Raw genomic sequence first — 8,973 nt, 5'->3', positions numbered from 1 at the left:
GCTTTGGCCTTTGATTACCGGTAAGCGCGAGTGTGCGAACTCCCTGCAGGCCGAGGTCGTGTCTATGTTACGGAACGTCAGAGTAAAGTACAGTAGTGGAAATGCCCCGACATCGGGGCAAGCGTGAGCAAACGACTTCTAAAACCAGAACCGGAGATTATTATGAGCACCGAACGCAAAGCCACCTTGATTATCGAGGGGCGAGACCCCGTCGAATTCCCGATCATGACGCCGGTGGCTGGCTATGATTGTATTGATATTCGAACCCTGGGTAGCAAGACCGGGATGTTTACCTACGATTCCGGCTTCTTGTCCACCGCAGCCTGTCGATCCGAGGTCACCTTTATCGACGGCGACAAGGGCGAACTTCTTTATCGCGGTTATCCGATCGAGCAACTTGCGACGAACTGCAACTTTCTCGATGTGGCTTACCTCCTGAAGCACGGCGAACTGCCAAACGCCAGTCAGAAGATTGCCTTTGAGTCGACCATCAAGGACCACACCATGCTGCACGAGCAACTGGTGAAGTTCTATCAGGGCTTTCGTCGTGATGCGCATCCAATGGCTGTTCTGGTCGGTGTCGTTGGCGCGTTGTCGGCGTTCTATCACGAAGCGGAAGACTTCTCCGACGCCGAGCATCGCAACATCAGCTACAACCGGATCATCGCCAAGCTTCCGACGATCGTTGCGTACGCTTACAAGTACCACACCGGCCAGCCGTTCATGTATCCGCGTAATGATCTGGACTACACCAGCAATTTCATGCACATGATGTTCGGCACACCGTGCGAGACCTACAAACCCAATCCGGTGCTGGTGCATGCACTCGACACCATTTTTACCCTGCATGCCGATCACGAGCAGAATGCCTCGACGTCGACCGTTCGTCTGGCGGGTTCGTCGGGCGCCAATCCGTATGCCTGCGTTTCGGCGGGAATTGGATGTCTGTGGGGGCCAGCGCACGGCGGTGCCAACGAAGCCTGCCTCAAGATGCTCGAAGAGATCGGCGATGTCTCGCGTGTTCCGGAGTTCATCAAGCGCGCCAAGGACAAGGACGATCCTTTCAAACTGATGGGTTTCGGCCACCGGGTCTACAAGAACTTCGATCCACGTGCGACGCTGATGCGCAAGGTCTGTGCCGACGTGTTGAAGGAACAGGGCCTGGAAAACGATCCGCTGTTCAAACTGGCCATGGAGCTGGAACGGATTGCGCTGGAAGACCAGTACTTCATCGACAAGAAGCTCTATCCGAATGTGGATTTCTATTCAGGCATCGTTCAGAAGGCCATTGGTATTCCAACCTCGATGTTCACCTGCGTCTTTGCACTGGCGCGAACGGTCGGCTGGATGGTACAGTGGGAAGAAATGATTGCCGACCCGGAGTACAAGATCGGTCGTCCGCGTCAACTTTATATCGGAGTTCCCGCACGCGATGTCCCTCCGCTCGACAAGCGTTAAGCAGAGTTAGCAACAAAGGGAGGCGACAGCGAAGGCTGTCGCCTTTCTCGTCTGGTCGCCAGGTAAAGCTTCCGGCCAAATTCTTCAATCAGACCTTGGGAATCCCGACAAAAGATGACTGCCATGATGAATCAGCTCTACGGAACGACTCCACTGTTCGGCGGCAATGCCCCATTCGTGGAAGATCTCTACGAAAATTATCTCGACAATCCCGCGTCGGTTCCCATTGAGTGGCGCGAATACTTCGACAAGCTGGCGCAACTGCCTAGCGCTGTTGCCCGTGATGTTCCCCACTTGCCGATTGTGCAAGCGTTTGCCGAACAGGCCAGACTGGGAGGTTATCGCGCGACACTGTCCAAGCCAGTCGACGACAAGAAACAGGTCAGTGTCCTGCAACTGATTACGGCTTACCGCACACTGGGTGCACGTTGGGCCAATCTCGATCCGCTCAAGCGACAGACGCGACCGGTGATCAATGAGCTGGAGCCGTCGCACTACGGACTGGGCAGTGCTGACATGAACACCCTGTACAACGCTGGTTCGTTCAAAGGCGTTGGCGAACGCGCGACCTTCGGCCAGATTTTCGATTCCCTCAAGGAGACCTATTGCAGCTCGATCGGCATCGAATACATGTACATCGATAACATTGCCGAAAAACGCTGGCTGCAGTCGCGCATCGAACCGATCCACGCCAAGGGAACGTATACGTCCGCCCAGAAACTGCGCTTCCTTGAGCGCCTGACGGCGGCCGAAACACTCGAACGCTATCTGCATACCCGCTACGTTGGACAGAAGCGGTTCTCGCTTGAGGGCGGGGAGTCCTTAATCGTCGCGCTGGACGAGCTGGTACGAGTCGCCGGTGGTTTAGGAGTCGACGACGTCGTGATCGGCATGGCGCATCGTGGACGTCTGAATGTTCTGGTCAATACGCTGGGCAAGGAACCGGCAATGCTGTTTGACGAGTTCGAAGGCAAGAAAGCGCAGGATCTGACCTCCGGCGACGTCAAGTACCACCTGGGCTACTCGTCCGACGTATCGACCCCGGGGGGCGCCTGCCATTTGACGCTGGCTTTCAATCCGTCGCATCTCGAAATCGTCAACCCTGTTGTCGTCGGTATGGCGTACGCGCGTCAGCATCGGCGCGGCGAAGGGTCCCAGGAGAAGATATTTCCAGTGCTGGTTCACGGGGATGCCGCCGTGGCCGGTCAAGGCGTCAACCAGGAAATGCTCAACTTCTCCCAGACTCGCGGATACGGTACGGGCGGAACGGTGCATATCGTCGTCAATAACCAGATCGGGTTCACCACCTCCGATCCACGCGATTCGCGTTCATCACTGTATTGCACCGACATCTTCAAGATGGTCAATGCGCCGATTTTCCACGTCAATGGCGACGACCCGGAAGCGGTGGCGCTGGTGACCCGTCTGGCGGTCGAATTCAGGCATGAATTCAGGAAGGATGTCGTCATCGATATCGTCTGTTTCCGCAAGCTCGGCCACAACGAGCAGGACGAGCCGATGGTGACGCAACCGTTGATGTACAAACGGATTGCCGGGCATGCCGGGACACGCAGTCTTTACGCCAACCGACTGGTCGCCGAGGGTGTGCTGCCCAACGATGGCCCCGAGAACATGATTCAGAATTACCGGGATCACCTTGATCGCGGGGAGCTGTTGTACAACCCGGTGATCGCCGGTCATACCCATCCGATGACGATCGACTGGGCGCCCTTTCTGCCGACGAAATACATCGAGAATTGTGATACCACCGTTCCGGCCAAGGAAATCAAGCGACTCGCCGATCGTCTGACGACGATTCCCGAGAACTTCACGCTGCATGGCCGTGTGAAGCGCATCATCGAGGACCGGCGTCTGATGGGCCAGGGCAGCATTCCATTCGACTGGGGCATGGCAGAAAACTTGGCTTATGCCACGTTGCTTGTTTCCGGCCACGGGGTGCGCCTATCGGGCGAAGACGTGGGTCGCAGTACCTTCTTCCACCGCCACGCCGCACTGCACGACCAGAAGCGCGAGCATTGGGACGAAGGAACCTATTATCCATTAGCCAATCTGGAGGAAAAACAGGCGAGTTTCCAGTGTTTTGACTCTGTTCTTTCCGAAGAAGCCGTTCTCGCATTCGAATTCGGCTATTCCACTTCGAATCCGTTCGAGCTCGTTGTCTGGGAGGCCCAGTTCGGCGACTTCGTCAACGGAGCACAAGTCGTCATCGATCAGTTCATCGCTTCCGGCGAGACAAAATGGGGCCGTGCCTGCGGCCTCGTCCTGCTCCTGCCGCACGGCTACGAAGGGCAGGGCCCTGAACATTCCTCGGCGCGTATCGAGCGGTTCATGCAGTTGTGCGCCGAAATGAATATGGAGGTTTGCCAGCCGTCTACGCCGGCGCAGGTTTTCCACATGTTGCGTCGGCAGGCAATTCGCAAGCAGCGCAAGCCCTTGATCGTGTTTACGCCGAAGTCGCTGTTGCGGCACAAGGACGCGGTCTCGACCATGGACGAGATGTCCAAGGGCGGGTTCAAGCTCGTGATCGGTGAAGTGGATCCGATCGATGTCAAGAAAGTTAACCGCGTCATCTTCTGTACCGGCAAGATCTACTACGACCTCATTGCCGCGCGTCGCGAAAAGAATATCGACACGATTGCGATTGCCCGTCTTGAGCAGCTCTATCCCTTCCCGCAGGAAGCTTTCGCCGCCGAGCTCGGAAGGTACCCCAAGGCGACCGAGATCGTCTGGTGTCAGGAAGAACCGCGCAATCAGGGCGCCTGGTACTGGATCGCCTCGCGTCAGCATCTTGACCGCTCGTTCAATAACAAACAGCACCTGCTGCTTGTGTCTCGCCCGGCTTCCCCTTCACCGGCGGTCGGTTATTACAGCAAGCACAACGCACAACAGAAAGCGCTGATCGAGTCCGCTCTGGGCGAAATCGAACAGTACAAATACGCATAAATCGGAGTGAACATGATCATCGACGTCAAAGTTCCGCAGTTATCAGAGTCTGTCGCCGAAGCGACCCTTGTAGCCTGGCACAGGAATGCAGGTGAGGGCGTTTCGAGGGACGAAAACCTGATTGACATCGAGACCGACAAGGTCGTCCTTGAGTTGCCCGCGCCGGCAACGGGTGTGCTGACGGAAATCATCAAGCAGAACGGCGATACCGTCGTGGCTGGAGAATTGATTGCCCGTATCGATACTGAGGCTACGGCCACGGTAACTTCTGTCGCCCCCGCTCCCAGGGAAGAGCCAGTAGTCAATACGGCACCCGCCACAGCTCCGGCACCTCAGCCGACTACCGGAGCGTCGGCGGCCGGAGTGGTCATGCCGGCGGCGCGCAAGATACTCGAGGAAAAAGGACTCACTGCAATCGATGTGGCGGGAACCGGTCGCGGTGGTCGCATAACCAAGGAAGACGCACTTGGGGCAAGCGCGAAAGTTGCCGCCGCACCTGCGCCGGCTGCGCCGCCGGCATCCGTACCGTCTTCGGCGCCCTCTTTCACCTTGGCCCCGGCGCCGGCGGTATCAATTGCCCTCGGGGATCGACCCGAGCAGCGCGTACCGATGTCGCGCCTTCGCGCCCGGGTCGCCGAACGGTTGGTCCAGTCACAATCGACCAACGCCATTCTGACAACGTTCAATGAGGTCAACATGGCGCCGGTGATGGCGCTACGCAAACAATATGCCGACAAGTTCGAGAAGGCGCATGGCGTTCGCCTCGGCTTTATGGGCTTTTTCGTCAAGGCGGCCGTAGCCGCCCTGCAGAAGTTCCCGATCATCAATGCCTCGATCGATGGCAACGATATCGTCTATCACGGCTACATCGACATCGGCATTGCGGTGGGTAGCCCGCGTGGACTGGTCGTTCCGATCCTGCGCGATGCCGACCAGTTGAGCGTTGCAGACATCGAGAAGAAGATTGGCGAATTCGGCCAGAAGGCCAAGGATGGCAAACTGTCGATGGAAGACCTGACCGGCGGCACCTTCTCCATCTCCAACGGCGGCGTTTTTGGTTCGATGCTGTCGACGCCGATCATCAATCCACCGCAATCGGCGATTCTTGGCATTCACGCTACCAAGGACCGCGCCGTTGTCGAAAACGGCCAGGTCGTCGTCAGGCCGATCAACTATCTGGCCATGTCCTACGACCACCGCATCATTGACGGGCGCGAAGCGGTCCTTGGTCTGGTCACAATGAAGGAAGCGCTGGAAGATCCGGCTCGCCTCCTGCTCGGAGTTTAATAAAGGCTAACCACAAAAGGGCACCAGGAACACCAGGGTTCACCAGGCAGTTCGTGAATTCTTGGTGCTGCTTGGTGCCTTTGTGTCTTGGTGGTGAAGAATTGAGGAGTTCTCATGTCCAAACAATTTGATGTGCTCGTTATTGGTGGCGGCCCTGGCGGCTATGTGGCGGCTATCCGCGCTGCCCAGCTCGGTTTCAAAGTTGCCTGCTGCGAGTCCAATGCCTACGCCGATCCCAAGGGCGAGCCGCGTTTGGGTGGCACCTGTTTGAACGTCGGGTGCATCCCGTCCAAGGCGCTGTTGCATACCTCTCATCTGTTCGAAGAAGCTGGACACGGCTTTGCCGCTCAGGGAATCTCCGTGGGCACGCCAGAGATCGACGTGCCGACCATGATTGGCCGCAAGAATGCCATCGTCAATCAGCTTACCGGCGGTATCAAGGGGCTGTTCAAGAAAAACAAGGTTACCCTGCTGAACGGGCACGGTTCCTTTGTCGCGCAGGGTGCAGCGGGCTGGCAGATCAAGGTGGGCGATGCAATTGTGGAAGCCACACAGGTCATCATCGCCACCGGCTCCATGGCTCGCCATCTGCCGGGCATTCCGGTCGACAACAAGATCATCTGCGACAACGCGGGTGCGCTTGATCTCGACGCCGTGCCGAAGAAGCTGGTAATCATTGGCGCGGGAGTGATCGGTCTGGAGATGGGCAGCGTCTGGCGTCGGCTCGGCTCGGAAGTGACCATTCTCGAAGCCCTGCCCGAGTTCCTTTCCATGGCCGACGTCGATGTTGCCAAGGAGGCCGCCAAGGTATTCGTCAAGCAAGGTTTGAACATTCAGCTTGGCGTGCAGATCGGCGAAGCCAAACCGTCGAAGAAGGGTGTCTCCATCGCCTACACTGACAAGGACGGCAAGGCACAGAACCTCGAAGCCGATCGTCTCATTGTTTCGGTCGGACGCATTCCGTATACCAACGGCTTGAATGCTGAAGCCGTCGGTCTCAAACTCGACGAGCGCGGTCGTATCGATGTCGACGGTCAATGCCGCACCAATCTCCAGGGTGTATGGGCAGTCGGTGACGTGGTTTCCGGCCCGATGCTGGCACACAAGGCCATGGAGGAGGGCGTCATGGTCGCCGAGCTGATGGCCGGTCAATCGGGCCATTGCAATTTCGACACCATTCCGTGGGTGATTTACACCAGTCCGGAAATCGCCTGGGTCGGCAAGACCGAGCAGCAACTCAAGGCGGATGGTGTGGCTTGCAAGGTTGGCAAGATTCCTTTTGCGGCCAATGGCAGAGCGCTGGGCATGGGCGACACAACCGGCTTCGTCAAGATGCTTTCCGACGCCAAAACCGACCGCATCCTCGGTGTGCACATCATTGGCGCCAATGCCTCGGAACTGATTTCAGAGGCTGTCGTGGCGATGGAGTTCGGCGCGGCGAGCGAAGACCTCGCGCGCATTTGTCATGCTCACCCGACCTTGTCGGAAGTGGTGCATGAAGCGGCGTTGGCCTGCGACAAGCGACCGCTGCATTTCTAGTAGACGTCCTCGCCGAGGGCGAGGACGTCCCTTGGAAGCTGTTGTTAGCGCGTTCGCACCCAATTACGGAACATGAAATTCAGCCAGGAACCCTTTAGCCAATTCAAGAACCTCTCTTTCTTTTTCACGGTGTGGAACGTGCCCGCATGGAGAAATAATCTCCATCCTACCCGGCCCGCATACCCCCTCCGTTATTCGGCGCGGAAATGCACTAGAGCCGAACTCGTCGGTGTCGCCATGAATGGCGAGAACTGGACAATGAATTCTGCTTAGATAGGTGTCGAGTGTCCACTCGCGAAACTCCGGAGATAACCAGACCTCAGTCCATGCCTCCAATACCCACCTGGCTCGTTCGCCGTGCCATTTTGAAAGCCTTGAAAACTGAGCACCATCCTCAAAATGTTGCTTTGCCGCCCGGATTCCGGAAAGCGTCCGCTCCTCTACAAAAGCCTGAGCGGATTCAGTAATGACCGCCGCACATTTATCGGTTTGATGTGCGGCAATGGCAAGAGACATTCCACCACCGACGCTATGCCCGAACAGGATGTAGCGGCCCAACCCCATAGCCTTGGAGACCGCGGGGAAATAGATCTGCGCTTCTTCATCAATGAACCTGCTTGAAGCGGGATATGTTCGCAGTGACGACTTTCCGAATCCAATCCGGTCGTAAGCAATCACCGTTCTGGCGGTTTCCGTTGCAAGGGTCGCCGGGAACTCTCTCCACATCTCCACGGAACCCAGTGAGTCATGCAACAAGACAATCGGTAAGTGTTCGCTGCTGTTGCGGTTCCAACGACGGACGAAGATGCTCCCGCCCGGAATGGCTATAACTGAATCAATCACTTCAAGTGCCATATCAATTTTCTATAGCGCATAACCTTGTTATCGCGAGCAGTTTTGCCGCGTAAGAATCTGTGAAAGGCAGCACGCCTCTGCATAGGGCATCAGCATACACCAGGAGCGCTTGAACGGATCTGCCACCGGCGGCGGTTGATGACCGGGTTCACTTTCCGGCAGAGCGCCGGACACATTCCAGATACTGATTGGCATCCATCGCCGTTCCTTCGCGCTGGGAACGCCAGAGCGTCTCGCCCAGACACTCCAGGATCACATGTTCGGCTTCGTGCACGTCGAGTCGTGTGCGCAAGGCGTGGTAGGCCGCGCGAATGCCGAATGGTTGGTCGATGCTGATTTGATCAGCGATGGCCAGATGCAGCGACAGATGGAGGAACGGGTTCATCTGCCCGCCTTCGGGGGTGAATTCCTGCTCCACTGCGGACTCCGGATTCTCTAGCAGAGCGTGGTATTCGGGATGCTGCTCGATCAGGTCGGCTGCGGTGGCTTCGGCCCCTTCGAGCACCTGGCGTTGGCGGTGTTTGCGCCAGGATTCGCAAAAGAAGCGGCGAACCTGCTCACGTGACGGATTGAACATCAGCATCCTTCGTTTGCCTGCTGACCAGTGCGGTGACAACGGCGTTCTGCATCTGGCAGTTTTGCGAATTCAAGCCGAATTCTCCGCCTCCTCCACCTCCTTCTCCGCTTGCTATCGGCGCGATCTGGCCGGTGCCGTAGGTGCCGAGTACGGGGAGATCGGGAAAGCGTTCGCGCAGAACGTCCAGGTCGCAGTCTTCGCCGCCATAGAAATAGGGGCCCCGGCCAATGCACGAAAACATCAGGGCGCAGACCGGATCGGCCACATTTTCGGCTTTCCGGGCCAGCCTCTCG

7 protein-coding genes are annotated in these 8,973 nt (G+C 57.3%); 4 read left to right on the top strand and 3 right to left on the bottom strand.

Annotation, left to right across the window (positions count from 1 at the left end):
- The first annotated feature begins 162 nt into the window (after window positions 1–162).
- The 4 genes from gltA to lpdA all read left to right on the top strand — a co-directional run bounded on the left by gltA (window position 163) and on the right by lpdA (window position 7,248).
- Window positions 163–1,458: a citrate synthase gene (gene gltA, locus PROAA_RS07425; protein WP_186410735.1), complete on the top strand. Its 1,296-nt coding sequence runs from the start codon at window positions 163–165 to the stop codon at window positions 1,456–1,458.
- Between the two features lie 123 nt (window positions 1,459–1,581).
- Window positions 1,582–4,422 carry a 2-oxoglutarate dehydrogenase E1 component gene (locus tag PROAA_RS07420; RefSeq protein ID WP_186410734.1) on the top strand — a complete coding sequence of 947 codons (2,841 nt, stop codon included), beginning with the start codon at window positions 1,582–1,584 and terminating at the stop codon, window positions 4,420–4,422.
- Between the two features lie 12 nt (window positions 4,423–4,434).
- Window positions 4,435–5,709 (top strand): 2-oxoglutarate dehydrogenase complex dihydrolipoyllysine-residue succinyltransferase, encoded by a 1,275-nt coding sequence (gene odhB / locus PROAA_RS07415; RefSeq protein WP_186410733.1) that lies wholly within the window; start codon window positions 4,435–4,437, stop codon window positions 5,707–5,709.
- A 114-nt stretch (window positions 5,710–5,823) separates the two neighbouring features.
- Complete coding sequence (lpdA, locus tag PROAA_RS07410; protein WP_186410732.1) at window positions 5,824–7,248, top strand: dihydrolipoyl dehydrogenase; 1,425 nt, start codon at window positions 5,824–5,826, stop codon at window positions 7,246–7,248.
- Window positions 7,249–7,311: 63 nt separating this feature from the next.
- Here lpdA and PROAA_RS07405 read toward each other — a convergent pair whose 3' ends face one another.
- The 3 genes from PROAA_RS07405 to PROAA_RS07395 all read right to left on the bottom strand — a co-directional run.
- A complete protein-coding gene (locus PROAA_RS07405; protein ID WP_186410731.1) occupies window positions 7,312–8,103 on the bottom strand; it encodes an alpha/beta fold hydrolase in 792 nt (263 codons plus the stop codon).
- 148 nt (window positions 8,104–8,251) lie between these two features.
- A complete protein-coding gene (locus tag PROAA_RS07400; RefSeq protein ID WP_186410730.1) occupies window positions 8,252–8,680 on the bottom strand; it encodes a DUF1841 family protein in 429 nt (142 codons plus the stop codon).
- Window positions 8,661–8,973: FIST C-terminal domain-containing protein (locus tag PROAA_RS07395; RefSeq protein ID WP_186410729.1), on the bottom strand; the 313-nt coding region annotated here is incomplete at its 5' end. The genes PROAA_RS07400 and PROAA_RS07395, both read right to left, overlap by 20 nt.

Source organism: Candidatus Propionivibrio aalborgensis, from assembly GCF_900089945.1.
GTDB classification, from domain to species: Bacteria; Pseudomonadota; Gammaproteobacteria; order Burkholderiales; family Rhodocyclaceae; genus Propionivibrio; species Propionivibrio aalborgensis.
The sequence above is the reverse complement of the archived record's forward strand: the minus strand, read 5'-3'. Positions and strand labels throughout refer to the sequence as shown.

What these genes read in the sequence shown, in the direction of transcription:
- gltA (WP_186410735.1), top strand. Translation starts at nt 163, where the DNA reads ATGAGCACCGAACGCAAAGCCACCTTGATTATCGAGGGGCGAGACCCC.
- PROAA_RS07420 (WP_186410734.1), top strand. Translation starts at nt 1,582, where the DNA reads ATGATGAATCAGCTCTACGGAACGACTCCACTGTTCGGCGGCAATGCC.
- odhB (WP_186410733.1), top strand. Translation starts at nt 4,435, where the DNA reads ATGATCATCGACGTCAAAGTTCCGCAGTTATCAGAGTCTGTCGCCGAA.
- lpdA (WP_186410732.1), top strand. Translation starts at nt 5,824, where the DNA reads ATGTCCAAACAATTTGATGTGCTCGTTATTGGTGGCGGCCCTGGCGGC.
- PROAA_RS07405 (WP_186410731.1), bottom strand. Translation starts at nt 8,103, where the DNA reads ATGGCACTTGAAGTGATTGATTCAGTTATAGCCATTCCGGGCGGGAGC.
- PROAA_RS07400 (WP_186410730.1), bottom strand. Translation starts at nt 8,680, where the DNA reads ATGTTCAATCCGTCACGTGAGCAGGTTCGCCGCTTCTTTTGCGAATCC.